At 38.5% G+C, this 25,642-nt stretch carries 24 protein-coding genes and 1 other annotated feature; of the genes, 18 read left to right on the top strand and 6 right to left on the bottom strand.

Translation table 11 applies throughout. The annotated features are described in order from the left end of the window. Positions 1-16: 16 nt before the first annotated feature. Positions 17-226, bottom strand: coding sequence for a small acid-soluble spore protein SspI (sspI, locus tag NV349_RS16655; RefSeq protein ID WP_036128269.1), 210 nt, complete (start codon positions 224-226; stop codon positions 17-19). Positions 227-464: 238 nt separating this feature from the next. Between sspI and NV349_RS16650 the strand changes: the two genes are divergently transcribed. Together NV349_RS16650 and NV349_RS16645 are read left to right on the top strand one after the other, a co-directional pair. Further along, positions 465-992, top strand: coding sequence for an RNA polymerase sigma factor (locus tag NV349_RS16650; RefSeq protein WP_271910658.1), 528 nt, complete (start codon positions 465-467; stop codon positions 990-992). Positions 993-1,189: 197 nt separating this feature from the next. Continuing rightward, a complete protein-coding gene (locus NV349_RS16645; RefSeq protein WP_244504879.1) occupies positions 1,190-3,334 on the top strand; it encodes a bifunctional diguanylate cyclase/phosphodiesterase in 2,145 nt (714 codons plus the stop codon). Positions 3,335-3,385: 51 nt separating this feature from the next. Here the strand turns inward: NV349_RS16645 and NV349_RS16640 are convergent, their stop codons facing one another. From NV349_RS16640 to NV349_RS16630, 3 genes are all read right to left on the bottom strand, one after another. Continuing rightward, complete coding sequence (locus NV349_RS16640; RefSeq protein WP_036128267.1) at positions 3,386-3,577, bottom strand: H-type small acid-soluble spore protein; 192 nt, start codon at positions 3,575-3,577, stop codon at positions 3,386-3,388. Positions 3,578-3,589: 12 nt separating this feature from the next. Beyond that, on the bottom strand, positions 3,590-3,754 hold the full coding sequence (locus NV349_RS16635; protein ID WP_139149533.1) for a YfhD family protein: 165 nt from the start codon (positions 3,752-3,754) through the stop codon (positions 3,590-3,592). Between the two features lie 140 nt (positions 3,755-3,894). Further along, positions 3,895-5,304, bottom strand: coding sequence for a glycoside hydrolase family 18 protein (locus tag NV349_RS16630; protein ID WP_271910653.1), 1,410 nt, complete (start codon positions 5,302-5,304; stop codon positions 3,895-3,897). 281 nt (positions 5,305-5,585) lie between these two features. Between NV349_RS16630 and NV349_RS16625 the strand changes: the two genes are divergently transcribed. Continuing rightward, positions 5,586-5,864 carry a diguanylate cyclase gene (locus tag NV349_RS16625; RefSeq protein ID WP_058844330.1) on the top strand — a complete coding sequence of 93 codons (279 nt, stop codon included), beginning with the start codon at positions 5,586-5,588 and terminating at the stop codon, positions 5,862-5,864. Between the two features lie 6 nt (positions 5,865-5,870). Here NV349_RS16625 and NV349_RS16620 read toward each other — a convergent pair whose 3' ends face one another. After that, complete coding sequence (locus NV349_RS16620; RefSeq protein ID WP_271910651.1) at positions 5,871-6,266, bottom strand: (deoxy)nucleoside triphosphate pyrophosphohydrolase; 396 nt, start codon at positions 6,264-6,266, stop codon at positions 5,871-5,873. A gap of 172 nt (positions 6,267-6,438) precedes the next feature. Here NV349_RS16620 and NV349_RS16615 point away from each other — a divergent pair, with 172 nt between their 5' ends. The 3 genes from NV349_RS16615 (at position 6,439) to pheT (ending at position 11,063) form a co-directional block, all read left to right on the top strand. Next, positions 6,439-7,203, top strand: a complete 765-nt coding sequence (locus NV349_RS16615) for a TrmH family RNA methyltransferase (protein ID WP_058844332.1) — start codon at positions 6,439-6,441, stop codon at positions 7,201-7,203. A gap of 392 nt (positions 7,204-7,595) precedes the next feature. Next, a complete protein-coding gene (pheS, locus tag NV349_RS16610; RefSeq protein WP_036128260.1) occupies positions 7,596-8,633 on the top strand; it encodes a phenylalanine--tRNA ligase subunit alpha in 1,038 nt (345 codons plus the stop codon). A 12-nt stretch (positions 8,634-8,645) separates the two neighbouring features. Further along, entirely contained in the window at positions 8,646-11,063 is a 2,418-nt protein-coding gene (gene pheT / locus NV349_RS16605; RefSeq protein ID WP_089934415.1) for a phenylalanine--tRNA ligase subunit beta, read from the top strand. A 279-nt stretch (positions 11,064-11,342) separates the two neighbouring features. Here the strand turns inward: pheT and rnhC are convergent, their stop codons facing one another. Next, positions 11,343-12,269 carry a ribonuclease HIII gene (gene rnhC, locus NV349_RS16600; protein ID WP_036128256.1) on the bottom strand — a complete coding sequence of 309 codons (927 nt, stop codon included), beginning with the start codon at positions 12,267-12,269 and terminating at the stop codon, positions 11,343-11,345. A 135-nt stretch (positions 12,270-12,404) separates the two neighbouring features. Between rnhC and zapA the strand changes: the two genes are divergently transcribed. The 12 genes from zapA to trxA all read left to right on the top strand — a co-directional run bounded on the left by zapA (position 12,405) and on the right by trxA (position 25,556). After that, positions 12,405-12,665, top strand: a complete 261-nt coding sequence (gene zapA / locus NV349_RS16595) for a cell division protein ZapA (RefSeq protein WP_036128254.1) — start codon at positions 12,405-12,407, stop codon at positions 12,663-12,665. Between the two features lie 5 nt (positions 12,666-12,670). Then, positions 12,671-13,210, top strand: a complete 540-nt coding sequence (locus NV349_RS16590; protein ID WP_036128251.1) for a CvpA family protein — start codon at positions 12,671-12,673, stop codon at positions 13,208-13,210. 59 nt (positions 13,211-13,269) lie between these two features. Continuing rightward, a complete protein-coding gene (gene polX, locus NV349_RS16585) occupies positions 13,270-14,979 on the top strand; it encodes a DNA polymerase/3'-5' exonuclease PolX (RefSeq protein WP_036128250.1) in 1,710 nt (569 codons plus the stop codon). A gap of 18 nt (positions 14,980-14,997) precedes the next feature. Then, complete coding sequence (locus NV349_RS16580; RefSeq protein ID WP_271910647.1) at positions 14,998-17,364, top strand: endonuclease MutS2; 2,367 nt, start codon at positions 14,998-15,000, stop codon at positions 17,362-17,364. 22 nt (positions 17,365-17,386) lie between these two features. Beyond that, a complete protein-coding gene (locus NV349_RS16575; protein ID WP_036128246.1) occupies positions 17,387-17,800 on the top strand; it encodes a DUF350 domain-containing protein in 414 nt (137 codons plus the stop codon). 428 nt (positions 17,801-18,228) lie between these two features. Next, positions 18,229-19,923 (top strand): AMP-binding protein, encoded by a 1,695-nt coding sequence (locus tag NV349_RS16570; protein ID WP_101966537.1) that lies wholly within the window; start codon positions 18,229-18,231, stop codon positions 19,921-19,923. A 147-nt stretch (positions 19,924-20,070) separates the two neighbouring features. Continuing rightward, positions 20,071-20,652, top strand: a complete 582-nt coding sequence (locus NV349_RS16565) for a fatty acid metabolism transcriptional regulator FadR (RefSeq protein WP_036128243.1) — start codon at positions 20,071-20,073, stop codon at positions 20,650-20,652. A 14-nt stretch (positions 20,653-20,666) separates the two neighbouring features. Then, on the top strand, positions 20,667-21,440 hold the full coding sequence (locus tag NV349_RS16560) for an enoyl-CoA hydratase (protein ID WP_271910646.1): 774 nt from the start codon (positions 20,667-20,669) through the stop codon (positions 21,438-21,440). A 113-nt stretch (positions 21,441-21,553) separates the two neighbouring features. After that, the gene (locus NV349_RS16555; RefSeq protein ID WP_036128240.1) at positions 21,554-22,327 is read left to right on the top strand and encodes an electron transfer flavoprotein subunit beta/FixA family protein; all 774 of its coding nucleotides are present in this window, start codon (positions 21,554-21,556) and stop codon (positions 22,325-22,327) included. 48 nt (positions 22,328-22,375) lie between these two features. After that, positions 22,376-23,353: an electron transfer flavoprotein subunit alpha/FixB family protein gene (locus NV349_RS16550; RefSeq protein WP_058844336.1), complete on the top strand. Its 978-nt coding sequence runs from the start codon at positions 22,376-22,378 to the stop codon at positions 23,351-23,353. Between the two features lie 129 nt (positions 23,354-23,482). Beyond that, positions 23,483-23,715, top strand: a binding site (T-box leader). A gap of 91 nt (positions 23,716-23,806) precedes the next feature. After that, positions 23,807-25,123, top strand: a complete 1,317-nt coding sequence (locus tag NV349_RS16545) for an amino acid permease (RefSeq protein ID WP_283778264.1) — start codon at positions 23,807-23,809, stop codon at positions 25,121-25,123. A 121-nt stretch (positions 25,124-25,244) separates the two neighbouring features. Further along, a complete protein-coding gene (gene trxA, locus NV349_RS16540) occupies positions 25,245-25,556 on the top strand; it encodes a thioredoxin (RefSeq protein ID WP_004226420.1) in 312 nt (103 codons plus the stop codon). The last annotated feature ends 86 nt before the right edge of the window (positions 25,557-25,642 follow it).

The following is a 25,642-nucleotide window of genomic DNA, read 5'->3' as shown; positions in this document are numbered from 1 at the left end:
CACTGTGCATTAAAAATCAGTTTGCAAATATTTTTTCTAGTTTTTGAACGAATTCATCTTGTTCAGATGGACTTGATTGCTTCCACCAATTTTCGAAAAACACCCCAAGCCCTGGCAGTAAATGTTCTTCTCCACGGTTAATGGCATCTTCCACAATATCTTTAAATTCTGCTGCAGATTGACCATGAACATTTGCAGTAATGGCATCTCTTATTTGAAAATTCATCTATTTCGCCTCCTTAGTAGTAATTTGTCCAATCATCGTTTAAATATGTATGAAATGCCAAAGAAAAATATATGATTTTTACAATAAATTGCTGAGATTATGTATAAATAGGTCAGGGATTTTAGTCATTCTCAACGATGAAATGATGAAAATGTGTACTCGCTTTCAATAAACGCCAGGGACTAAGATAGTATCACCTAGGAATATTGGACTGTGCATAGTCGACAGGAAGAGTAAAATGTCTATTCAGAACGAGCAAAAGCTTTCACCAACACAATCCTTTGAAGAAATATTAGAATGTGTGCAACCAATGATTACCGTTATTCTTAAGCAACTTCATATCTATAAGGAGTTTGATTATTATCGTCATATTGCTTCCATTGCTGTATGGAGGGCATGGCTAAAAGCAGATCCAGCAAAAGGACAATTTTCCGCTTATATATATTCATCGATCAAAGGAGAGATTTTAAATGAATTATCAAAGGAAAGAAGCTATAAAGAGCGAATAACAGTCGTTGATGATGAAACACTCGATTATGTTCGTAGTGAGTTCAAAGGAGGGGAGAATCAAAAAAATTCTATTGACCTTGAAAGTATTTTGACCCAGTTAAAGCAGATAGAAAGAAAAATACTACTCCTTTATTATGTAGAAGGCTACAATGATCAAGAAATAGCCAAAGTACTAGGTTTATCTGTCGCTGCTAGTAAAAAAAGACGGGCTAGAATCTTCCAGAGGCTAAGTAACCAAGTTTTTGAAGTGGAATGAAGTACTAAAATATCAAAAGTATGCTAATATTGAAATAAAATGAATATTAGCATACTTGATATGAATGCATACAAATTCAGATAAAAGTGTTATGATTTGTAAGAAGTCAAAGAAATATACAATTCTAAGTGTATTATTTAATATAGTTAGTTAGAATTTCCTAGTCAATGTTTAGATAGTTGTATGGAGGGTTTGTAGTGGAGAAATGGTTTAATCAAATAGAGAAAAAAGAGGTTTGGTACATAATATTGCCGTTATTACTTGTCATACCATTATTAAGCTTTAGCAATCAAATGTATGGTGTATTCCAAGGTGACATTTATCAAAATTTAAAATTGGTGATCCAAGTTTTAATCATTGTTTTTACAATGGCTATTGCGATCCAATCTTATTTAGTATTTTCACACTTATTATCCAATCAAACTTTATACATAGGGAACATTTTTTTTATAATTGCATTACTTGAATTAGTTAGCTTGTTCTTTAGTCAATCTACTGAATGGGGCTATATGGACGAGTCAATACATATATTAATGCGTGTGTATCTATCCATTGGATTTCTACTGATTATTTTATTCAAAAGACAACAATTATCAATGAACTATCGGTTGTTTACATATGGTAGTTCTTTGCTATTCGTTATAGTCAGTATTTCTCTAGTGTATATGGTATCCAACATATTGTCAGAACAATTGCTAGTGTATATTGATAATATGGTACACCTTTTTGCTATAATTCTTCAAATTATAACCATTGTGATAGTAAGTAGGTATCTAAAAAAAATGCCGAAGCGATCGATGTGGTTAATCAGTGCAGCCATCTCGCTTATTGTAAGTGATGTCTTTTTTATTTTTAGTCAAGATCAAAATGCGATATGGGATTTCTCGGCATTAATTTATCAATTTTTAGCCTTTTACTTTTTCTTAAAGGCGATTTATTATACATCTGTGGAAAAGCCGTTTCAACAATTATTAAAAATTAAAAAGGATCTTGAACAATCTCAAGAAGAGCTGCGATTTCAGGCCTATCACGATGATATAACACTACTGCCAAATGAGCATTTATTACTAAAGACGTTAAAGGAAAATTTACATGATAATCAAGTGCAGAAGGCCATCATTGCCATAGAAATTGACCGTTTTGCAGCCATTCGCTCCTCTATCGGGATAAGTAATTCTAATAAAATGATGAAGCTTGTCGCAGAGCGCATTCAAGCGATTGTACCTCCTCATTATTTTGCAACGAAGCTGCGAGAGGGTCAATTTGTTATTTATATTAATCATGTAAAGACGGTTGAAGAATTATTACAATTTTGCTTAAATCTCAAAAGTGCCATGAAAGACCCTTTGCAGGTACAATTATTTTCATTAAATGGCAACTTGAATATGGGCATTGCCCTCTATGAGGATAAATGGACGGGCGAAGAGCTATTGATGCATGCCCAATTAGCAATGAGAGAGGCTAGACAAATACCCCAAAGATTTCTTTTTTATAAGCCTTATATGTCAAAAGACATTGCAGATCGAATTTTGTTAGAGCAAGACTTACATAATGCATTAGCCAATAATGAGTTTTATTTAGATTATCAGCCACAGGTAAATTTAAAGACGGGCACAATTGAATCCGTCGAAGCATTGGCCCGCTGGCGGCATCCGACGCGTGGCTTTGTACCACCAGATGTATTTATTCCCATTGCCGAAGAGTGTGGGCTTATTATCCCATTAGGTAAATGGATATTAGAAACAGCTTGTATGCAAGCGAAAACATGGGAAAAACAAGGGTTACCCCCGATGAAGGTGGCAGTGAATTTGTCACTTGGGCAATTATTTCAGCAGGATTTAGTAGAAATGGTGGAAGAAATTTTACAACGCACAAAATTGACGCCTAAATATCTACAATTAGAAATTACGGAAAGTATGACGATGAATATTGATCAAATGACACAGCTATTACATGAATTAAAGGCATTAGGCATTCAAATTGCTGTAGATGATTTTGGAACAGGCTATTCATCTTTATCCTATTTAAAGGATTTTCCCATTGATTGTTTAAAAATCGACCGTACTTTTGTAAGAAATGTGCCGCATAATCCAAACGATGAAGCACTTGTTTCCATGATTATTTCGATGGCTAAACATTTGCGTTTAAAGGTTGTTGCAGAAGGTATTGAAGAAGTGGAACAACTATCATTTCTGATGGATGGCGGTTGTGATTATATTCAAGGCTATCTATTTAGTAAGCCAATCTCACCTCAGCAAATTTCAGAAACCTATACGGAGTTACACCACCATATAGATGAAGTGTTAACACAGCTTCAATATATTGAGGATTATATTATTTAAATAAAAAAAGAACCTGCTTATTGACTATGCAAATAAGCAGGTTCTATCTGTTTAATGAACGAGATATTCTTCCTTTAATTCGGAAATAGCTACTTCAGATCGCTCTTCTAAAGAGCGGCGAAGGTGAACAGTCGCTGTTTTCTCATCATTGTGGAGTTGGTCGATCCAGACGGAAACGCCATTATAGCTCACTTCATATTCTGACGGTGAGGCGACAATTTCTTGTGCACGTTGAAAATTCAACGGAAGCCCCCCTTATTTTTTTTGTTTATTTTTGTTTTGTGTGACTGAATTAATGAGCTCCATAAACTCTTGAGAAAATTCTTCACTCACCTTATTTGGTGCGATTTTTTGGTTTTTTGGTGTTTGAGGTAATGAAGCTTTATTATTGCTTTGACCTTGTTTATTGTCTCTTCCCATGTGAGTTGCTCCTTTCCTGTTGATATAGGTTAATATGGCTTCAAACAGCATTTTTTATCCCGACATCACAGGTAGTAAGTCGTTACTTCACATGGGAAAAAGTTGCATAGCTCTTTATTTTTTGAGAACAATAACGAGCACTACGGTTTTTTAATGGAAAAATGATTGCTTAATAAAACCCAATTTTGAGGGAACGGGAAACCTAATGCCCAATAACTAATACCTCGAAGGTTATAGTGTTTGACCATATCAAATTTCGCCTGTGCACTTCTTGCATCTTCAAACCATACCTCGTGATGCCTTCCTTGCTCATCGACATACTGATAAAAAGGAGATTGTGCAGTCGGGTCAAATTGTATTGTTGCTCCGTACTTGATGGCTCTATTAAGCGCCTCCTGCGGACTAAACGTTTCTGCTTCCTGTCCTTTGACATGAGGTAAGAGCCAATCACGCGCATACAGCTCAAAGCCCAATAGAATCTTATCGGCTGGAATTTCAGTTAAGGCATATTCCACAACTCTTCGCATTTCATTAATAGGGGAAATGGCTTGTGGAGGGCCAAGTCGATATCCCCATTCATACGTCATTAATACTACAAAATCTGCAATTCTCCCATGTGCTTCGTAATCATGTGCTTCATACAATGTGCCAGTTTGCGTAGCACTTGTTTTTGGTGCAAGGGCAGTTGACACTAAATAGCCCTTTGGATGAAGCATATCAGCGGCTAATTGTATAAAAGCATTGAAATTTTCACGATCTGCTGGCAAAACATTTTCAAAATCGATATTCAATACTTGGTAGCCTTTATCTTGCATCACTTGTAAAACATTATTCATGACTTTTTTTCGTAGGTCAGCATCGGACAAGACGACATGTGCTAAATTAGAGCCTTCCTCTGTAGCAGTAAAATTAGCGAGCGTTAACATAGGGATGATGTTTTTAGCCTTTGCAGCTGCTATCATACTTTCGTCGCTGATGGGCTGTAATGTACCGTCTTCCTTCATTTTATAAGCAAAGGGACTAAAGTACGTTAAAAGGTGACCAACGGCATTAATTGAATCAATCGCTTCTTCAGATGGCTGATAGGAATAAGCATTGACTTCAATCATCGGTAATTCTCTTGGGATGATTAAATTAGTTCCTACATATAGCATATTAGGATTGTTTATTTGATTTTCCACCACAATGACTTGAACGGTCGTACCGTAGCGCTGAGCTATTTGCCATAATGTTTCTCCTGGCTGCACGATATGGATGATGGGGGGAATTATTAATTTCGTTCCTGGTGTTAACATATCAGGATTTGTTAGATGATTTTCTGAAATGATGGACTGTAAAGGAACACTAAAACGTTGAGCAATTGACCATAACGTGTCCCCACTTTGAACAGTATAAATGGTATAAGGAGAAGGAATAACTAGTGATTGCCCGATAGCTAATTGATCGGGTGTAGCTAATGTATTTAATAGACTGATCGATTGAACAGGTACAGCATAATGATTGGCTATTTGCCATAATGTTTCGCCAGCACTCACTACATGAATAAGCATAGAACACCTCCTACACGATGTTATTAGTGCATCATATGTTTCAAAGGTGAAAATGAGTATTTTCATGTGAGTCCAGTAAAATAGTTGAAACTTCAAATTCTTTGATAAGTTTCATGGGGAGAAAGGCGCTTGTTGTTGAAAAAGGTGAGGCTCACGGGGACGGCAGAGCCCTTCTCCTTATGTATTTTAAATATCGATCATTTTAAAAATGTTCATGATATAGAGGGTCATTAAGTGGGAGATGATGTCCTGTTCAATTAGCACAGCTACTGCAGCATCGAGTGCGTGTAAAAGACAATGTTGCTCGTTACGGCGATGAGGAATTTATCAGCATCTTACCAGTGAACGAAATAGCTGTGGCAAAAGCAATTGGAGAACAATTAAGACAAACTGTTAAGCAGGATAATTGGCCGACAGGACGTATTACGCTCAGTAGAGGGATTGCTACAATAACAGCTGGGGATACAGACATGCCTTTCATAAAAAAAGCAGATGAAGCACTGTATGTATTGAAAGCGTATGGATGCAACCGAGTTACTCATTATCATGAGATGAAATGAATGTCTTTATTTTTCGGCTAATAATTTTTGGATAGAAGGTAGATCTGCTGGAGCGAATGGAAGTTCGAGCAATTGCTTGCGAGGAACCCATTTTGCTTCAGCATGTTCTAGTATTTTGGGTACGCCTTTCACAATCGTTGCCTTATATGTTTCTAAGTGAACGAAAAATGTGTCGTATTCATGAAGGGTTACTGCGACTCGATCACCTACTTGAATCATACAGTCAAATTCCTCAAAAATTTCACGATAAAGCGCCTGCGCAGGTGTTTCGCCGTGTTCTATCTTCACACCAGGAAACCCCCAGTAATTTGCTAGTACCATATGTGGATTTCTTAAAGCACAGAAAATTTTTTGCTGCTCATTTTCTATAATGGCACCAACGACATGTATCGTTTTTTTCATTTATATTCAGCTGCCTTGACTTAGTATGCTGTGTCTAATTATAGCATGTCTATATTGTTCTTTACTGAACGACTGTAGAAAATAATAGTTTTCTCACATAACTATGAAATTTGCCATTTGCTAAGGTATAATAGTGGTCAATATATAGGAAAAAGGCGGTAAGAGGTAGCATATGAAGAGAATTGAATCTACGCAAAATGCGTTAGTGAAATATTGGAAAAAGTTAGCGACAACAAGAAAAGAGCGTGAACGATCAGGTGAATTTCTAATAGAGGGTTTTCATCTTGTGGAGGAAGCTTTAAAAAATAAAGAGCAAGTATTACAAATTATTGTACGTGAAGGTATTGATTTGCCAATGTTATGGCCGATTGATGATGTTGCTATTGTAGAAGTAACAGCAGCAGTAACAAAGGAATTCGCAGAAACAGAAACTTCTCAAGGCGTGTTTGCTGTATGTAAACAGCCAATTTTAGAGGATGAAGTGAAGGCCACTTGGCGTAAAGTGCTATTAATTGATGCAGTCCAAGATCCTGGTAATATTGGAACAATGATACGCACTGCCGATGCAGCAGGATTAGATGCCGTGATTTTAGGAAAAGGCTGTGCAGATGCCTACAATCCTAAAACATTACGCGCAGCTCAAGGCTCCCATTTCCATATCCCAGTAGTACGCGGAGACTTAGCAGAATGGGTAGACTTGCTACAAAATCAAGGTGTACCTGTCTTTGGTACTGCTTTGGATGAGGAGGCAGTGCCATATAGTGACATTCAGCATTCGGGTGCATTTGCTATTATTATGGGGAATGAAGGAAGTGGCATCCAGCCACAGCTATTAGCGATGACAGATCAAAATATGATTATTCCACTTTTTGGACAAGCTGAATCATTAAACGTAGCAGTTGCAACAGGTATTGTTTTATATGGCTTTGTGAAATAATTGACAGATCCTTGTGGGATTCAGGTAGTTGTCTCTTGATTTGCTACTATTCGTTATTGTATAATTTATTCTAAAATGTATGTTTAAATAATAAATGCTTTGATCGGGAAGTAGTAAAGATTGTGAATGGACGACAGGGAGCGTAAGGCCGGAGATTGAGAGCCGACGCCGTACCAATGCAATTTTGAATTCAGCCCGTGAGCAGCTACCGGGACCAGCGTGATGCTGTAAAGGTGTGCCGGCTTCATCAAGTCGTTATGTCAATGAAGTGATTGTAAGTTTTTTGCTTGCAATAACTAGGGTGGTACCGCGAATATGTCCTCGTCCCTTTTTAGGGGCGAGTTTTTTTTATGCCTAAAATGCAGGCATTTATTTTCTAAGGAGGTTTTAACATGGAAGAGCAATTAAAACAATTAGAGCAAGAAGCTCTTGCTAAAATTGAAGCAGCAGCAAATTTAAAAGAATTGAATGAAGTGCGTGTTGCATATCTAGGGAAAAAAGGACCTATCACAGATTTACTAAAAGGGATGGGGAAATTATCAGCTGAAGAACGTCCGAAAATGGGGGCTTTAGTGAATAATGTTCGTGAAAATGTAACAGCAGTACTAGAAACAAAGGTGGTTGTTCTAGAGGAAGCAGCGATTGCTGAAAAATTAGCAAGTGAGTCGATTGATGTCACTTTACCAGGTCGTGAAGTGAAAGTAGGAAATCGCCATCCGTTAACACGCGTTATTGAAGAAATTGAAGATTTATTTATCGGAATGGGTTATGAAATTGCTGAAGGTCCTGAAGTAGAAAAGGACTACTATAACTTTGAAGCACTAAATTTACCAAAAGGACACCCAGCACGTGATATGCAAGATTCGTTCTATATTTCCGAGGAAATATTGCTACGTACGCATACTTCGCCAGTACAGGCTCGTACAATGGAAGCAAAAAAGGGTGAATCTATTCGCATCATTTGTCCAGGTAAAGTATTCCGTCGCGATAATGATGATGCAACACATTCCCATCAATTTATGCAAATTGAAGGTTTAGTCATTGGCGAGAATATTCGTATGAGTGATCTAAAAGGAACATTAGATACTTTAGCGAAAAAAATGTTTGGTGCAGACCGCGAAATTCGACTTCGTCCGAGCTTCTTCCCATTCACAGAGCCATCAGTAGAAATGGATATTTCTTGTTTCAAATGTGGTGGCGCTGGTTGTAATGTATGTAAGAGCACAGGTTGGATTGAGATTCTAGGCGCAGGTATGGTGCATCCAAATGTATTAGAAATGGCTGGCTATGATCCGAAGAAAGTTTCTGGCTTCGCTTTCGGTATTGGTGCAGAACGTATTGCGATGTTGAAATATGGTGTTGACGATATTCGTCATTTCTATACAAGTGACACTCGTTTCTTATCACAATTCGAGCGAACAGAAGCGTAAGGGGGATAAAACATGTTAGTATCATTAGAATGGTTAAAAGATTATGTCAATACACAGGACTTAGCGCCTGAGCTATTAGCTGAAAAAATTACACGCTCTGGTATCGAAGTAGATGCAGTTATTGATCGTGCAAACGCTATGGATAAAGTAGTGGTTGGCTATGTAGTGTCTAAAGAGAAACATCCAGAAGCTGATAAGTTAAATATTTGTCAAGTTGATGTTGGAGAAGCAGAGCCACAACAAATTATTTGTGGTGCACCAAATGTAGATGCTGGTCAAAAAGTCATTGTTGCTCGTCCCGGTGCACATTTACCAGGTGGCATTAAAATAAAAAAAGCAAAACTTCGTGGTCATGAATCAAACGGTATGATTTGCTCATTGCAAGAACTTGGAATCGAAGGCAAGCTTGTTCCTAAAGCATATTCAGAAGGAATCTACGTATTACCGTCAGATGCAGAAGTTGGCTCTGATGCACTGGCTATTTTAGGCTTACGTGATACAGTGCTAGAGCTAGGCTTAACACCAAATCGCTCAGATGCTCTTTCTATGCTTGGTGTAGCCTATGAAGTAGGTGCCATCCTTACTGAGGAAATTAAGTATCCAGAGATTGCATATAAAACGGCTAATGAAAAAGCACAGGATTTATTAAAGCTACGTGTGGAAGATTTACAAGCAAATCCGATGTATGTCGCAAAAGTGGTGAAAAACGTAAAAATTGGTGAGTCACCAATGTGGTTACAAAATCGTTTAATGGCAGCGGGTGTACGCCCTCACAATAATGTCGTGGATGTAACCAACTATGTGTTAATGGAATATGGTCAACCATTGCATGCTTTCGACTATGATAGCCTAGCAACAGGTGAAATCGTCGTTCGTAAAGCAAAAGAAGGTGAGAAAATCACAACACTGGATGACCAAGAACGAACTTTAAAAGCTTCTGATTTAGTCATTACGAATGGAAAAGAACCAGTGGCGATTGCTGGCGTAATGGGTGGTGCCAATTCAGAGGTAACAGACGCAACAACGACTGTTGTCATTGAATCAGCTTATTTTGATGGTTTAACAGTACGCCAAACATCTCGTCACCTTGGTCTACGTTCAGATGCATCGGCTCGTTTTGAAAAAGGGGTAGACCCAAATCGTGTCTTACCAGCCGCTGAACGTGCTGCCGCATTGCTTGCTGAATTAGCTGGCGGTGAAGTATTAGAGGGTACATGTCTAGTAGATGAGTTAGATAAAACAGCAGCGCGAGTAGTCGTTTCTCCAGATTTTATTAATGAGCGTTTAGGGATGAAGATTGCATTGGAAGATATGCTTTCGATTTTAGAGCGTCTAAAATTTGGTGTAGAGGCAGCAAATGGTTTACTAATGATTGATGCACCAACACGCCGCCAAGATATTAAAATCGAAGAGGATATTGTAGAGGAAATTGCTCGTCTTTACGGTTATGATGAAATCCCTATGACATTGCCAGAGGGGGCAACACAAGTAGGCAATCTAACACCATACCAAGCTAATCGCCGTGTTGTTCGTCATTATTTGGAAGGGGCTGGCCTCTACCAAGCTGTAACATATTCATTAACATCTGATGCATTGTCACAACGTTTTGCCTTAAAAGCAGAGCCAGTAACTAAATTGTTAATGCCAATGAGTGAGGAGCGCTCTACATTACGTCAAAGCCTTATTCCACACTTAATCGAAGCGGCTGCGTATAATGTGGCTCGCCAGGCTGAGGGTGTTGCTTTATATGAAATTGGTTCTGTGTTCCTTGGTCAATCAGATGAAGGGCAACCTTACGAAGAAGAGCATGTAGCAGCGGTACTAACAGGTAAATGGCTAGATCATGCTTGGCAAGGTGAGAAAAAAACAGTAGATTTCTTTGTGCTAAAAGGTATTATCGAAGGTGTAATCGGTAAACTTGGCTTAGAAAATCGCATGACATTTGTGAAAGCACAAGTGGATGGATTACATCCAGGACGTACGGCTAGCATCTTATTAGATGGCGAGCAAGTCGGTATTATTGGTGGACTCCATCCTGCAGAGCAAAAAGCATGGGGAGTCAAAGACACATATGTTATGGAAATGAATTTAGTTGCCCTATTAAATGCAAATGCACAAGAAGCCCCACTTGCATATACATCAGTGCCTCGTTTCCCAGTCATGTCTCGTGATATCGCGCTCATTATGGACCGTGCAACAACAGCAGGTGAAGTTGTCGAAGCTATCAGCGCAGCTGGCGTGAAATTATTAAAAGACGTTCGCATATTCGACGTTTATGAAGGGGAAAAAATGGAGCTAGGTAAAAAATCCGTTGCATTTTCTCTCACATACTTCGATCCAGAACGTACTTTAACGGACGAAGAAGTAGTAGCCGCACACAATAAAGTGTTAAAAGCTATTGCTACGATTGCAGGTACAGAAGTACGCTAATCTATTTGAAAAAAGACTGTCTTTTTGAGGCAGTCTTTTTTTACTTGGGGAATTTAGCTAAGGGGGAGGATCAGCGCAAGCAGAAAGGCACTCTCAAAGAGGCTCAAAGCGTTCACTCCGAGAAGGTAGTTGCTCAAAGTAGTCCAAGTCGCTCTCAATCGAATTAAAAGCGTTCTCGTACAATTGGAATCTAGCAAGATTACTATTTTTCAAAAGAACCTAGATATGGGAACTACCCATAAGACTCCCCCTGCTACTTAAAAGAACATGGAATGCTTTTTAAATCTTCTTTCGTGCTTTTTCGGTGTTGGCAAAATGCCATTTTGTTATGGAGCGTAGAAATTCCTCGCCATGGCTACGCCAAATGCGAGCTGCTTGCATATCTACCTTGCTAGAAGCCCCCTTCATTAAGGTAAGCCCTGCGATTGCACTCAATCGATCCATTTCCTTTAAAAATGCAGCACGCGCTAAAATAGATGCTGTAGCGACAGCGACATGTAATTGCTCTGCTTTGGTAGAAAAATAGACATTTTCTTGTACAAGTTCATGTTCGTTTTTTAAATAATTGTAATAGACACCGCGTTCGGCAAACTGGTCGATTAAAATGAATTCGGGTTTTTCAGGTGCCATTTTCGTCAGCGTATTTTTTAGAGCCTTGTTGTGCATCATGGCTTTCATTTTTCCTTGGGAATAGCCTTTTGCCTGTAGGCTGTTATATTTCTCGTTGTGTAATACGAGGACACTATGGACACAAGCTGCTCGTAAATCCGGTGCAATTTTTCGCATGTAATCATCCGTTAGCATTTTCGAATCTTTTACGCCAAGCTCATTAATAAGTTCGATTTTGGAGGTAGGTACATATACCGCAGCCACTGTGATAGGGCCGAAATAATCACCTGTGCCAGTTTCATCTGAGCCTAAGACAGACATTGCTGCGAAATTTTCAGGTAGTACATCACCCTTTGCCCCGATAGATGAGGATGTCTGGCTAGTTGTTTTTTCAATAGTTCCCCAACGTGCCGCCTCGCGTTCAGCACCACCTCCTTGAAACATTAATTTTCCTGATTTATACATAGTAATGGCGGTATCTGGTAGCTTTGCAGCAAAGATGACACCAGGAGCCTTACGCTCGATAAAATAGGTTGCGTAGTAAGCCATCACCTCTTTTTGAATATTTGTTGAAATGGAAAGCACAATATTTGACATTTAATCGTTCCTTTCTGTCCTCATTGTTCACAATTTTATACCTTTCATGGTATGATAATAAATAGCTTTTTTGTGTGATGGTGCTCACAAGCTGAAAAGATCGTGTGTGCATCGAATTTATAGGAGGGTGCGACTATGGAAAAACAAGAAAAAAATAAAATTTCTGTGGAAATATATGGTCATACATATAAAATGGTCGGCTCAGAATCCATTGGCCATATGCGACTTGTTGCTTCGATTGTTGATGACCGGATGCGCGAGATGAGCGTACATAATCCCTCACTTGATAGCACAAAACTTGCTGTTCTGACGGCAGTAAATACAGTACATGATTATTTACTATTAAAAGAACGAATGGAGCAACTAGAAGAAGAATTGAAAAAACTAAAGGGTTGAAGAGAATGTTAGATTTAATCATATTAGTGGTACTGCTAGCTGGAATTGGTGTCGGTGCAAAACGAGGTTTCATTGTACAAATGATGCACATTGTCAGCTTTGTCGTAGCCCTAATTGTTGCGTATATTTATTATAAGCCATTAGCACAAAAATTTGTATTTTGGGTGCCTTATCCAGGTGTCACTGATACAGGTAGCCTTGGTGTCGTCATTGATAGTCTCGATTTAGATCGCACCTTCTATCGTGTGATTGCCTTTGCGGTAATTTTCTTTGCTGTTAAAATAACATTGCAAATCGTGGCATCGATATTTGATTTTATTGCGTATTTACCTGTGCTCAATACAGTGAATCGTTGGCTTGGCGCATTACTTGGCATGATTGAAAACTATTTAATTATGTTTATTTTGCTATACGTGTGCGCTTTATTGCCGATTGATGTCATTCAAAATTTAATGTCGAAGTCATTGTTAAGTGGGCTTATGTTGGAGCATACACCGATTATTACGAAGATGTTCCAAAACTGGTGGTATATTTATATGCAATAGTAAACTGTGCACTTCTCTCTGTTTTGAGAGAAGTGTTTTTACGATAGGGGGAATTACCAATGAATAAAAAAACAATTATTCGCACACTCGAAAAAATTGCTTTATATATGGAACTACAAGGAGAAAACCCATTCAAGGTATCTGCTTTTCGGAAAGCAGCTGCAGCACTGGAGGGGGACGAGCGTTCATTAAGTGAAATGGACGATGTAACAAAACTTAAAGGGATTGGTAAAGGAACGGCTGCTGTCATTGAGGATTTGATGGTAACAGGTGAATCTAGTTTGTTAAAAGAACTAGAAGACATTGTCCCTAAAGGATTATTGCCATTGTTAAAATTGCCAGGCTTGGGAGGTAAAAAGATTGCGAAGCTTCACCAAGAGCTAGGCATTGACTCAGTAGAAAGCTTAAAGGCAGCTTGTGAAGCAGGGAAGGTTCGTGAATTAGCAGGCTTTGCTGTAAAAACAGAGGAAAAAATTTTAAAGGAACTCGCTAATTTGGCGAATCGCTCAGAACGTTTACCAATTTGGCAGCTTGAGCCTGTGGTTTTACAAATAGAGGCGCTTCTAGGTAGTATGAAGGAAGTGGAACGTTTTTCAGTTGCTGGAAGCTTCCGTCGGGCGCTAGAAACAAGTAAAGATATTGATTTTATTGTGGTGACACAAGCAGTTGAGGCTGTACGTGAAAAGTTATTAAATGGATTAGCCATCCAAGAAGTAGTGGCAGCGGGAGATACTAAAATTTCAGTGATTTTAGACTTAGAGGAGCCAGTTGGTGTTGATTTCCGTTTAGTGAAGGACAATGAATATGCAACTGCCTTGCATCATTTTACAGGGTCAAAAGACCACAATGTGCGTATGCGCCAACTTGCCAAAGCGCGTGGTGAAAAAATTAGTGAATATGGCGTTGAACAGGAAGATGGTACCGTTATAACGTTTTCAGATGAAGCGGCATTTTTCGCTCATTTTGACCTACCTTGGATTCCACCAAGCTTACGCACAGGAACTGTGGAATTTGATAATACAAAGACGATTCAACAGTTAGTGCGATTAGAGGATATTCAGGCAGATTTACATATGCATACGACCTGGTCTGATGGTGCATACTCTGTTGCAGAAATGGGCGAGGCATTACGAGCGCGTGGCTATCAATATAGCGTTATTACAGATCATTCACAATTTCTAAAAGTAGCAAATGGTTTAACACCGGAGCGTTTAGAAAAACAGCGTGTGGAAATTGAGGCATTTAATGCAACACATCCAGATTTCCATTTGTTTAAAGGGACAGAGATGGATATTTTGCCAGACGGCTCCCTTGATTTCGACGATCAAGTGTTAAAAGAGTTAGACTTTGTTATCGCTTCTATTCATTCGAGCTTTACACAATCACAAGATAAAATTATGGCACGTTTACTAACGGCCATGCAAAATCCTTATGTTCATATGATTGCCCATCCAACTGGTCGAATTATTGAGGATCGTGATGGCTATAATCCTGATATGAAACAGCTGATTGCGTGGGCGAAGGAATATGGTAAAATTTTAGAGTTAAATGCAAATCCGTATCGTTTAGATTTATGTGTGGAACATTTAGAAATGGCTTTAGCTGCAGGTGTACCTGTAGCCATTAATACAGATGCTCATGATATAGCGCATTTACGTTTTATGGATATCGGTGTTCGCTATGCCAATAGAGCATGGCTACCGAAAGATATGATAGTGAATACATGGACGCTTGAACAATTTGAGGCGTTCATACGACGAAATAAATAGGTTGAGGAGGTGTTCTCAGTGATAGCAGAACGCGCATTGAAAACACTAGAATACGATAAAGTTCGGCAACAAGTGGCCTCATATTGTACTTGCTCTATTGGGAAATCTGCCATTGAGGAGCTTGTACCACAAACAGATTTTGATAAAGTAGTACAATTATTAGAGGAGATGGATGAGGGATTATCCATTTTACGTGTTAAAGGCAATGTTCCAATGGGAGGAATATTTGATGTACGACCATCTGCAAGACGTGCCCAAATAGGAGGCATGCTAGCAGCAATAGAATTAATGGAAATATCGAGCACAATTCGAGCGAGTAGAATTTTACGTAATTTCATTGAGGATTTAGAGGCTGATGAAGTGATTGAAATTCCACATTTCATCGCGAAAAAGGAAGCGATACCTGTTTTAACAGGTTTGCAACATGAAATCAACAACTGTATTGATGACAATGGAGCTGTTTTAGACTCGGCTAGTCAAACATTGCGTTCTATACGCCAATCTTTACGAGCTGAAGAAGGGAAAGTCCGTTCTAAGCTGGAAAGTTTAATTCGTGGAAGTAATGCAGCGAAAATGCTTTCTGATACACTTGTGACAATTCGTAATGATCGCTTTGTTATTCCTGTTAAACAAGAATATCGTCACCATTATGGCGGGATTGTCCATGACCAATCCTCTTCTGGTCAAACCTTATTTATCGAGCCAGACTCTGTTGTACAAGCGAATAATGAAATTCATCGCTTAAAAATGAAGGAGCAGGCGGAAATTGAGCGTATTTTACTGGCATTAAGTGCAATGGTGCAAGAAGTAGCATCAGATTTATTTAATTTAGTGAAAGTTTTAGGGGATATTGATGTTATTTTAGCTAAAGGCAAATATGGACAAGCCAATAAATGTACAATGCCTAAAATGAATAAGGATGGCTATATTCGACTAGTTCGTGCACGTCATCCACTTCTACCAATAGAGATAGCTATTCCGAATGATATTGAATTTGGTAAAGAAATTACAGCTATTGTCATTACGGGTCCTAATACAGGTGGTAAAACGGTAACATTGAAAACGGTAGGTCTGTGTACATTAATGGCGCAGGCAGGATTACCAGTGCCAGCATTAGATGGCTCAGAACTTGCTGTATTTGAGCAATTGTTTGCTGATATTGGTGATGAGCAATCAATTGAGCAGTCACTTTCTACGTTCTCGTCTCATATGGTCAATATTGTAGACATTCTACAAAAATTTGATCATGAATCACTTGTTCTTTTCGATGAATTAGGAGCAGGTACTGATCCTCAGGAAGGAGCAGCCTTAGCTATCTCCATTTTAGACGAAGTACATGGACGCGGTGCACGTGTAATGGCTACAACTCATTATCCTGAGCTAAAAGCGTATGGCTATAATCGACCAGGTGTTGCCAATGCTAGTGTAGAGTTTGATATTGAAACTTTGAGTCCAACCTACCGTCTACTTATTGGTGTACCTGGGCGCTCTAATGCATTCGAAATATCCAGTCGTCTTGGACTGCCTGAATCCATTATCGATCGTGCGAAAGGCTTTACAGGGACAGATCGACATGAGGTTGAATCGATGATTGCCTCATTGGAGGAAACACGTCGCCAATCAGAAGATGATGCAGAACGTTCCCATGCATTGCTAGTAGAATCGGAAACTTTACGTAAAGAGCTTCAAGATAAATTGCAAGCCTATGAAGAGCGTAAAGAGGCACTTGATAAGAAAGCAAAGGAAAAAGCTCGTAAAATTGTTGATGAAGCGAAAAGAGAAGCGGAAGCGATTATTGCAGAGCTTCGAGAAATGCGCAAAAATGCTGATCAAGTTGTCAAGGAGCACGAATTGATTGAAGCACGTAAACGTCTGGAAGAAGCAACACCACTTGAAGACAATAAAGTACTGAAAAAAGCAGCGCAAGTAAAAGCACGTGCGCAAAACTTAGTTGTCGGGGACGAGGTAAAGGTGTTAAGCTATGGTCAACGAGGTACTTTGTTAGAAAAAGTGTCAAATACCGAATGGGTTGTCCAAATGGGGATTTTAAAAATGAAAATCGCTGATAGTGATTTAGAGTATATTAAGCCTGAAAAAGAGACGGTATTACGAACAGCTGGTGTGAAAAATCGCAATAGCCATGTAAAATTAGAATTAGATTTGCGTGGTGAACGCTATGAGGACGCTATTTTAAGAACAGAGAAATATATTGATGATGCGTTACTCGCTAATTATGGGCGTGTGTCTATTATTCATGGGGTTGGTACAGGGGCTTTACGTCAAGGTATTCAAAGCTATTTAAAGAAGCATAAGCGCGTGAAATCCTTCCGTTTTGGTGAAGCCGGCGAGGGGGGCTTAGGCGTCACAGTTGTTGAATTGAAATAAGCTATAAAGGGGACGGAGAAAAATGCTGAATTCTGGCTTTTGGCGATATCCAATTATCGAAACGGCAGGATATTTTAGTGTTGTTGTATTATGTTTAGTCGTCTCGATGGCATTGTTCGAAGTCGTTACGAAATATAAGAATTGGGAAGAAATTAAAAATGGTAATGTTGCTGTGGCCCTTGCAACAGGTGGAAAAATACTAGGGATTTGCAACATCTTTCGTTTTTCCATAGCACGCCATAGCACATTAAGTGAAATGATTGGCTGGGGTCTTTTTGGCTTTACACTATTGATTGTAGCGTATTTCTTATTTGAATTTATGACACCTCGTTTTAATGTAGATCAAGAGATTGCCAATGATAATCGCTCAGTTGGTTTCATTTCCTTTACCATTTCAGTCGGTCTATCGTTTGTAATTGGGGCAAGTATTGCATAGGAGTGTCATGACATGGAAAAATTAGCAAAAGTACTAATCATTGTCTGTATTGCATTTTTGGCAGTGGGCGTCTACTATATGATGACTGTTTAAGTAAAAAACGCATTCTCTTATGAGGGTGCGTTTTTTGTATTTACTTCAATTTCTGCTAACAGCTATTCATTTTCCTCCATAACCTGAATAAATAATTATTTTTATAGTATAGGAATATCCTCATAATTTTCTATTTGAAAGATTTGAGAATGAATGAGGATTCATAAGGTGTATGCAAATAAAACAGACTAAACATCTGTCATATTAATGTTGTGAATTGCATAATAATTAATCGAAAATGCATTTATTTTCTATTTTCTGTTTGAAACTGCATTTCTTTTTCATTATAATAAATATAAGAATTGACAAAGTTTGGGACAAAGGGGAGAGGACGTATGACAGCAAAACCATGGCTAGCAAATTATCCTGAAGAAGTACCACCGTCTTTAACGTTTGAGGAAATTCCAGTGCAAGAGTTTTTGACACGCGCCTATAAAAAGAATCCATCCAAAGTTGCGATTCATTTTATGGGGAAGGATTTGACGTACACCGAGCTATATGAGTCAGCTTTAAGGTTCGCAAACTATTTACAAGCATTAGGTGTGGAAAAGGGAGATCGAGTAGCCATTATGCTACCTAACTCGCCACAAAGTGTAATCGCTTACTACGGCGCTATGTATGCAGGTGCTGTTGTCGTACAAACAAATCCACTTTATACTGAACGTGAGCTTCAATACCAAATGGCTGATTCAGGTGCAAAGGTTATTCTTGTCATGGATATTTTATATCCAAGAGTGATGAAAATTATGAAAGAGACAGCACTTGAAAATGTTATCGTGACAGCCATTAAAGATTATTTACCATTCCCAAAAAATTTAGTCTATCCATTTATTCAAAAAAAGCAGTATGGCTTTAGTGTCAAGGTTGAACATAGCGGGCAAAATCATTTATTTTCAGAAATCATGCGCTCTGCACCGATTAAGGTAATTGATCATATCTCATTTGATTTTGAAGAAGACCTAGCACTCTTACAATATACTGGTGGAACAACGGGGTTCCCAAAAGGGGTTATGTTAACCCATAAAAATTTAATTGCCAATACGACAATGTGTGATGCCTGGATGTATAAATGTGTGCATGGTGAAGAGACCATTATGGGCATTCTTCCATTCTTCCACGTCTATGGTATGACAACGGTTATGCTATTATCAGTATTCACTCAAAATAAGATGGTGCTCTTACCGAAATTTGATGCTGAAACGGCATTAAAAACGATTGATAAACAAAAACCAACACTTTTCCCCGGTGCACCAACCTTATACATTGGTCTTCTAAATCATCCAGACATTGCGAATTATAATTTATCATCTATTAAGGCGTGCTTAAGTGGCTCTGCTTCATTGCCAATTGAAGTTCAGGAGAAATTTGAAGCGGTTACTGGTGGGAAGCTTGTAGAGGGCTACGGATTAACAGAAACATCACCTGTAACACATGCTACGCCAATTTGGGGTAAGCGAGTGATTGGTTCAATCGGTTTACCTTGGCCTAATACAGAAGCTGTTATTTTACGTACAGGGGATACGGAAGAGCTTCCAGTTGGCGAAGTGGGTGAAATCGCTGTCAAAGGTCCACAAGTGATGAAGGGCTACTGGAACCGACCTGAGGATACAGCAGCGACATTTGTCGATGGCTGGTTTTTAACAGGTGATCTTGGTTATATGGATGAGCAAGGTTTCTTCTATGTAGTGGATCGTAAAAAAGATTTGATCATAGCGGGTGGCTTTAATATTTATCCTCGTGAAGTGGAAGAAGTGTTATACGAACGCGAAGAAATTCAAGAGTGTGTTGTTGCAGGCATACCTGACCCGTATCGTGGAGAAACGGTAAAAGCTTATATTGTTTTAAAAGAAGGATATTCGATCTCGGAGGACGAATTAAATAAATATTGCCGTCAGCATCTAGCGGCATTTAAAGTTCCTCGTTATTATGAATTTAGAGAGGAACTACCAAAAACAGCCGTAGGAAAAATTTTACGCCGCTCTTTGGTAGACGAAGAAAAAACAAAATTGGCGAATAAAGAAGCGAAATAAATACGTGTGAAAGTATTGACAAGTAATGCTGTAAAATATAATATGAAAATATGAATGAATGACCATTCATATTTTCATATTTTTTTAGGTTCACACGTCATATTGATATTGTAGACGTGCGCATGTTTTTTAGGTGGTGATATAAAAGTGAAACGAGATAAGCCGAAATATAAGCAAATTATTGATGCAGCTGTCATCGTTATTGCGGAAAATGGGTATCACCAAGCGCAAGTATCGAAAATCGCCAAACAGGCAGGGGTGGCCGATGGAACAATCTATTTATATTTTAAAAATAAAGAAGATATATTAATTTCTGTCTTTAATGAAAAAATGGCTGTTTTTGTAGAGTCATTACAAGATATAATAGAAAATGGAAGTACGTCTCGTGACAAACTTTCACGAATGATTGCCAATCATTTTAATGTTCTTGCGACAGATCGATACCTAGCAACCGTCACACAATTAGAGCTTCGCCAGTCAAACAAAGACTTACGATTAAAAATTAATGGTGTACTACGTGAGTATTTACATTTACTCGATCAAATTTTAGTCGAAGGTATGCTTTCAGGGGAGTTTAATCAGACGATGGATGTACGCTTGGCACGACAAATGGTTTTTGGAACAATTGATGAAACGATTACGTCGTGGGTTATGAATGACTATCGATATGATTTGATGGAACAAGTTCCAAAGGTTCAGGCATTAATCCTGAACGGCATTAAAGCTTAAAAGGATGTGGAGAAATGGAATTTCTAAGTTGGAAAGTAGAAGATGGGGTAGCGATTATTACAATTGCACGCCCACCAGCAAATGCATTATCTCGCGGTATTATTGCAGAAGTTAACGCTGTCTTAGATGCTGTTGAACACGATGATGCAGTAAGAGTCCTTGTACTTCATGGTGAAGGCCGTTTCTTCTCTGCAGGGGCAGATATTAAAGAATTTACTGGGGTAGAATCTGGAGAAGAATTTACGAAGCTAGCTAGCAACGGGCAGCAAGTATTTGAGCGAGTTGAATCATTCTCGAAGCCTGTTATTGCAGCCATTCATGGTGCGGCATTAGGCGGTGGGCTTGAATTAGCCATGAGCTGTCATATGCGATTTGTCACTGAATCGGCAAAACTAGGTTTACCTGAACTACAATTAGGTCTTATACCTGGCTTTGGTGGTACACAGCGCTTACCACGTTATGTAGGTGTAGCAAAGGCTGCTGAAATGATGTTTACAAGTGAGCCAATTACTGGTGCAGAAGCCGTGCAGTGGGGCTTAGCGAATCGTACATTCTCAGACGAAGCACTACTAGATGAAACGTTGAAAATTGCGAAAAATATTGCAAAGAAAAGCCCAATTGCTTTAAAAGCAGCTATTCAAACATTGCAATATGCAAAGCATGCATCATTTTATGAGGGCATTGAAGCAGAGGCAACATCCTTTGGGACAGTATTCGTATCAGAAGATGCCAAAGAAGGAATTCAAGCATTCATTGAAAAGCGTGAGCCTATGTTTACTGGCAAATAATTTCCCAAATGTCGATAACAGTTTTAAGATGTTATCGGCGTTATCGAAACTGAAAATATATAATATTTATAAGTTTACTTAGAATTATAAAACGTTCCAGGAGGTATGGATATATGAATATTTTTGCATTAATTAAACGTACGTTTGATACAGAAGAAAAAATCGTAGTGTCGGGTGGTAAAATCCAAGAGGACGGCGCAGAATTCATTATCAACCCTTATGATGAATATGCCATTGAAGAAGCAATCCAAGTTCGCGATGCTGCTGGTGGTAAAGTAACAGTAGTGACAATTGGTGGCGAGGATGCAGAGAAGCAATTACGTACAGCACTTGCCATGGGAGCAGACGAAGCAGTGCTAATTAATACGGAAGACGATTTAGATGAGTTAGACCAAAATGCAGCAGCTTATCTATTAGCGGAATACTTAAAAGATAAAGAGGCGGATTTAATTTTAACAGGAAATGTTGCGATCGATGGTGGTTCAGGTCAAGTAGGTCCACGTGTTGCAGACTTATTAGATATAAATTATGTAACAACGATTACAAAGCTTGAAATTGATGGAACATCTGCGAAAATTGTTCGCGATATCGAAGGAGATTCAGAGGTAATTGAAACTTCTTTACCATTACTAGTAACAGCTCAGCAAGGTTTAAATGAGCCACGTTACCCATCTCTACCAGGTATTATGAAAGCGAAAAAGAAACCGCTTGCAGAGCTTGAGTTAGATGATTTAGATATCGATGAAGATGATGTAGAAGTGAAGATTGAAACAGTAGACATCTTCTTGCCAGCTCAAAAAGCAGCAGGCCGCATTCTAGAGGGCGACCTTTCTGTACAAGTAAAAGAGCTAGTAAATCTACTTCACACAGAAGCAAAAGTTGTTTAATTTATTTGATGTTAATCGAATCTTAAAGGGTAACGGAGGGAATATGCTATGTCAAAAAAAGTATTAGTATTAAGTGAAGTTCGTGAAGGAAGCTTACGTAATGTTTCTTTCGAAGCAATTGCAGCTGCAAAACAAATCGCTGATGGTGGCGAAGTTGTTGGGGTACTTTTAGGAGATGCTGTAGCAAGTTTAACAGGACCATTATTTGAATATGGTGCTGACCGCGTAGTAACAGTGGAACACCCACATTTAAAACAATATACATCTGATGGCTATAGTCAAGCACTATTAGCTGTTATCGAGCAAGAAAAACCTGCTGGCATTGTCTTTGGGCATACAGCAAATGGAAAAGATTTATCACCAAAAATCGCAAGTAAATTACAAGCAGGTCTAGTATCTGATGTTACTGCTATTGAGGGTGCAGGCGATGATGTTGTCTTCATCCGACCAATTTACTCTGGTAAAGCTTTTGAAAAAGTGAAAGTGAAAGAAGGCGTTGTTTTAGCTTCCATTCGTCCAAATAACATTACACCTTTAGAAAAAGCAGAGGGTAAAACTGGTGATGTGTCTGCAATCACTGTTGATATTACAAACCTTCGCACAATTATTAAAGAGGTTGTTCGTAAATCTTCAGAAGGTGTTGATTTATCAGAAGCGAAAGTAGTCGTTGCTGGTGGTCGTGGGGTGAAATCTGAAGAAGGTTTCGAACCATTAAAAGCGCTAGCAGATTTACTAGGCGGTGCAGTTGGAGCATCACGTGGTGCATGTGACGCTGAATACTGTGACTATTCACTACAAATCGGTCAAACTGGTAAGGTAGTCACACCAGATCTTTATATTGCGGCTGGTATTTCGGGAGCGATTCAACATTTAGCAGGAATGTCAAATTCAAAAGTAATTGTTGCTATTAATAAAGATCCAGAAGCTAATATTTTCAAAGTAGCGGATTATGGTATCGTTGGAGATTTGTTCGATGTGATCCCACTTCTAATAGAAGAATTTAAAGCGTTAAAAGTAAACGCGTAATGCACAAGCGGGAAGGGCTAATCCTTCCTGCTTTTTTTATGATGAAGTACTATTTGAAAATTATCGCAAAATAAAATATTGACATAATTAACGTTAGCCAGTATAGTGATTGATACAATAATAATGATTAGAAACGCAAAGATTAGGAGTAGTAAAAGCTCATTATTCGGTGAAGAGAGCTGCGGGATGGTGCAACGCAGACCAATAAGACTTTGAACTTGCCTAGGAGTGGTAACATAAATAGAATTGTCGGATTATTCTATTTGTTTGACGATTAACCTTCGTTACAAGGTTTTTAAGCTGGGTTCTCAAGAACCAATTAGAGTGGTACCGCGGTTTGCTGATAGCATATCGTCTCTTCTTTCATTTGATGATGAAGGAGTAGATGATATGCTTTTTTGATTTTTAGGAGGTAAGAAAGTGGAAAAGAACAAGCAACAATTAACAAGAACTATGACCTCGCGTCATATCACCATGATGGCGTTAGGTGGAGCCATCGGAGCAGGTCTATTTAAAGGAAGTAGTGCAGCCATTGATATGGCAGGACCTTCAGTGCTGATTGCCTATTTAATAGGGGGCATTATTTTATTATTTGTCATGCAAGGTCTAGCAGAAATGGCTGTTCGAAATAAAGACGCAAGAACGTTCAGAGATTTAGTTCAATCAGTGTTGGGAAAATACCCTGCTTATTTCCTAGATTGGATCTATTGGAAAATGTGGGTTTTAAATATTGCAGCAGAATCTGTCGTCGCCGCTATTTTTATTCAATATTGGTTGCCAGAATATCCAATTTGGATACTTGCCCTGTCTGTTTCTGTGTTAGTGACAGCCATTAATTTATTATCGGTGAAAATATTTGCGGAAACAGAATACTGGCTAGCATTGATCAAAATTACCGTTATTATTGTCTTTATTATAGCAGGACTTATTTTATTACTTGCTACGTTTGGAAACCATAGCGCCGTTGGTTTTTCTAACTTAACTGAGCACGGTGGTTTTTTCCCTAACGGATCTATGGGATTAATTGCTGCTATGTTAGTTGTTATTTATTCTTATGGTGGTACAGAAATCATTGGGATTACATTAGCAGAAACGAAAAATCCTGAGAAAGTAGTGCCAAAAGCGGTTCGTAGTACATTAGTACGTATTGTTACATTCTATTTACTGCCTTTCTTTATTATCGTAAGCTTGATTCCATGGAATGAAGTAAACGGAGTTCCTGAAAGTCCTTTTGTAATGGTGTTCAAAATGATTGGCATTCCAGGCGCAGATCACATTATGAATGCTGTTGTGATACTTGCCATTATTTCTTCCATGAATTCAGGGCTTTATGGCTCATCCCGTGTACTATATACACAAGCTGTAGACGGACGGGTTCCTAAAATATTTGCCCACTTATCTAAAAGAAAAGTGCCAGTATATGCTATTTTAATGTGTACATTAGCGATGTATTTAGGAGTTATTCTATCTTTATATGTTGGCAGCAAGACTTTTGATTTTCTAATGGGATCACTTGGCTATACCGTGTTATTTATTTGGTTAATTATTGCGATTGCCCATTTGAAATCCCGTAAAAAACAAGCAGAACATACAAGTGCCTATGAAGTAAAATGGTTCCCGTATACAACATGGATTGCCATTATGGCGTTAAGTGCGATTTTAATTGGGATTATTTTTACAACATCTATTATCGTGACAAGCATTACGTTAGGCATTTATCTTTTTATAACATTCACCTATGTATGGAAAGGTCGTTATCAAGCCAATTAATGGTCTTTATAGTTTTTTTCGACACAGTTTTTCATAAAAAATACATTGCAGGCAGATTGTTCGCTCAAGTGAATTTATCCATGCTATACTACAATCATAGTAAGTTTAAGGAGGATTTCAAATGGCAATTGTACATGCAACAGATGCTACGTTCCAGGACGATATTAAAGAAGGGTTAGTACTTGTAGACTTTTGGGCTGCTTGGTGCGGACCTTGTAAAATGATTGGGCCAGTTCTTGAAGAAATGGACGCTGCAGGAAGTGCGGCTAAAATTGTAAAAGTTGATGTAGACAATAACCAAGGTACTGCAGCTCAGTATCAAATTATGTCAATTCCGTCTTTACTATTATTTAAAGATGGAGAATTAGTTGACAAAACTGTAGGCTTCCAACCGAAAGAAGCTTTAGAAGCATTTATCGCAAAACATGCGTAATTAATGAAGTTCACAAAAGCCGGACCATCAATAGATGTGTTCGGCTTTTTTTCGTTATATAATAAAGGTAATATCTATCATATTCA

It is taken from the genome of Lysinibacillus sp. OF-1, from assembly GCF_028356935.1.
GTDB lineage: Bacteria > Bacillota > Bacilli > Bacillales_A > Planococcaceae > Lysinibacillus > Lysinibacillus fusiformis_D.
The sequence above is the reverse complement of the archived record's forward strand: the minus strand, read 5'-3'. Positions and strand labels throughout refer to the sequence as shown.

Coding starts and splice junctions, on each gene's coding strand:
- sspI (WP_036128269.1), bottom strand. CDS start 226: ATGAATTTTCAAATAAGAGATGCCATTACTGCAAATGTTCATGGTCAA.
- NV349_RS16650 (WP_271910658.1), top strand. CDS start 465: ATGTCTATTCAGAACGAGCAAAAGCTTTCACCAACACAATCCTTTGAA.
- NV349_RS16635 (WP_139149533.1), bottom strand. CDS start 3,754: ATGGGAAGAGACAATAAACAAGGTCAAAGCAATAATAAAGCTTCATTA.
- NV349_RS16630 (WP_271910653.1), bottom strand. CDS start 5,304: ATGCTTATTCATGTAGTGAGTGCTGGCGAAACATTATGGCAAATAGCC.
- NV349_RS16620 (WP_271910651.1), bottom strand. CDS start 6,266: ATGAAAAAAACGATACATGTCGTTGGTGCCATTATAGAAAATGAGCAG.
- NV349_RS16615 (WP_058844332.1), top strand. CDS start 6,439: ATGAAGAGAATTGAATCTACGCAAAATGCGTTAGTGAAATATTGGAAA.
- pheS (WP_036128260.1), top strand. CDS start 7,596: ATGGAAGAGCAATTAAAACAATTAGAGCAAGAAGCTCTTGCTAAAATT.
- pheT (WP_089934415.1), top strand. CDS start 8,646: ATGTTAGTATCATTAGAATGGTTAAAAGATTATGTCAATACACAGGAC.
- rnhC (WP_036128256.1), bottom strand. CDS start 12,269: ATGTCAAATATTGTGCTTTCCATTTCAACAAATATTCAAAAAGAGGTG.
- zapA (WP_036128254.1), top strand. CDS start 12,405: ATGGAAAAACAAGAAAAAAATAAAATTTCTGTGGAAATATATGGTCAT.
- NV349_RS16590 (WP_036128251.1), top strand. CDS start 12,671: ATGTTAGATTTAATCATATTAGTGGTACTGCTAGCTGGAATTGGTGTC.
- polX (WP_036128250.1), top strand. CDS start 13,270: ATGAATAAAAAAACAATTATTCGCACACTCGAAAAAATTGCTTTATAT.
- NV349_RS16575 (WP_036128246.1), top strand. CDS start 17,387: ATGCTGAATTCTGGCTTTTGGCGATATCCAATTATCGAAACGGCAGGA.
- NV349_RS16570 (WP_101966537.1), top strand. CDS start 18,229: ATGACAGCAAAACCATGGCTAGCAAATTATCCTGAAGAAGTACCACCG.
- NV349_RS16560 (WP_271910646.1), top strand. CDS start 20,667: ATGGAATTTCTAAGTTGGAAAGTAGAAGATGGGGTAGCGATTATTACA.
- NV349_RS16555 (WP_036128240.1), top strand. CDS start 21,554: ATGAATATTTTTGCATTAATTAAACGTACGTTTGATACAGAAGAAAAA.
- NV349_RS16550 (WP_058844336.1), top strand. CDS start 22,376: ATGTCAAAAAAAGTATTAGTATTAAGTGAAGTTCGTGAAGGAAGCTTA.
- NV349_RS16545 (WP_283778264.1), top strand. CDS start 23,807: ATGACCTCGCGTCATATCACCATGATGGCGTTAGGTGGAGCCATCGGA.
- trxA (WP_004226420.1), top strand. CDS start 25,245: ATGGCAATTGTACATGCAACAGATGCTACGTTCCAGGACGATATTAAA.